Origin of the sequence: Sporosarcina aquimarina (genome assembly GCF_033253705.1) — a bacterium.
GTDB classification, from domain to species: Bacteria; Bacillota; Bacilli; order Bacillales_A; family Planococcaceae; genus Sporosarcina; species Sporosarcina aquimarina.
Genome location: NZ_JAUBDH010000021.1, coordinates 1,818 through 3,098, shown reverse-complemented (window position 1 = coordinate 3,098; position 1,281 = coordinate 1,818). Strand labels below are relative to the sequence as shown.

General features: G+C 54.2%; 1 rRNA gene (cut by a window edge). It reads right to left on the bottom strand.

From position 1 onward, the window contains the following. Positions 1-1,281: ribosomal RNA gene (locus QT716_RS16220) — 23S ribosomal RNA — on the bottom strand; its annotated part runs 1,744 nt beyond the window's last position; the annotation flags it as partial.

The window sequence follows — 1,281 nt, the reverse complement described above, 5'->3', positions numbered from 1 at the left end:
AAGTCCTCGATCGATTAGTATCTGTCAGCTCCACATGTCGCCATGCTTCCACACCAGACCTATCCACCTCATCATCTTTGAGGGATCTTACTTACTTGCGTAATGGGAAATCTCATCTTGAGGGGGGCTTCATGCTTAGATGCTTTCAGCATTTATCCCGTCCACACATAGCTACCCAGCGATGCCTTTGGCAAGACAACTGGTACACCAGAGGTGTGTCCATCCCGGTCCTCTCGTACTAAGGACAGCTCCTCTCAAATTTCCTGCGCCCGCGACGGATAGGGACCGAACTGTCTCACGACGTTCTGAACCCAGCTCGCGTACCGCTTTAATGGGCGAACAGCCCAACCCTTGGGACCGACTACAGCCCCAGGATGCGATGAGCCGACATCGAGGTGCCAAACCTCCCCGTCGATGTGGACTCTTGGGGGAGATAAGCCTGTTATCCCCGGGGTAGCTTTTATCCGTTGAGCGATGGCCCTTCCATGCGGAACCACCGGATCACTAAGCCCGTCTTTCGACCCTGCTCGACTTGTAGGTCTCGCAGTCAAGCTCCCTTATGCCTTTGCACTCTACGAATGATGTCCAACCATTCTGAGGGAACCTTTGGGCGCCTCCGTTACTCTTTAGGAGGCGACCGCCCCAGTCAAACTGTCCGCCTGACACTGTCTCCTGCCCGGATCACGGGCAAGGGTTAGAAGTCCAATACAGCCAGGGTAGTATCCCACCATTGCCTCCTCTGAAGCTAGCGCTCCAGTCTCTTAGGCTCCTACCTATCCTGTACAGGCTGCACCGGAATTCAATATCAGGCTACAGTAAAGCTCCACGGGGTCTTTCCGTCCTGTCGCGGGTAATGCGCATCTTCACGCATATTATAATTTCACCGAGTCTCTCGTTGAGACAGTGCCCAGATCGTTACGCCTTTCGTGCGGGTCGGAACTTACCCGACAAGGAATTTCGCTACCTTAGGACCGTTATAGTTACGGCCGCCGTTTACTGGGGCTTCAATTCGAAGCTTCGCTTGCGCTAACCTCTCCTCTTAACCTTCCAGCACCGGGCAGGCGTCAGCCCCTATACGTCACCTTACGGTTTTGCAGAGACCTGTGTTTTTGCTAAACAGTCGCCTGGGCCTATTCACTGCGGCTCTCTCGGGCTATTCACCCTACCAGAGCACCCCTTCTCCCGAAGTTACGGGGTCATTTTGCCGAGTTCCTTAACGAGAGTTCTCTCGATCACCTTAGGATTCTCTCCTCGCCTACCTGTGTTGGTTTGCGGTACGGG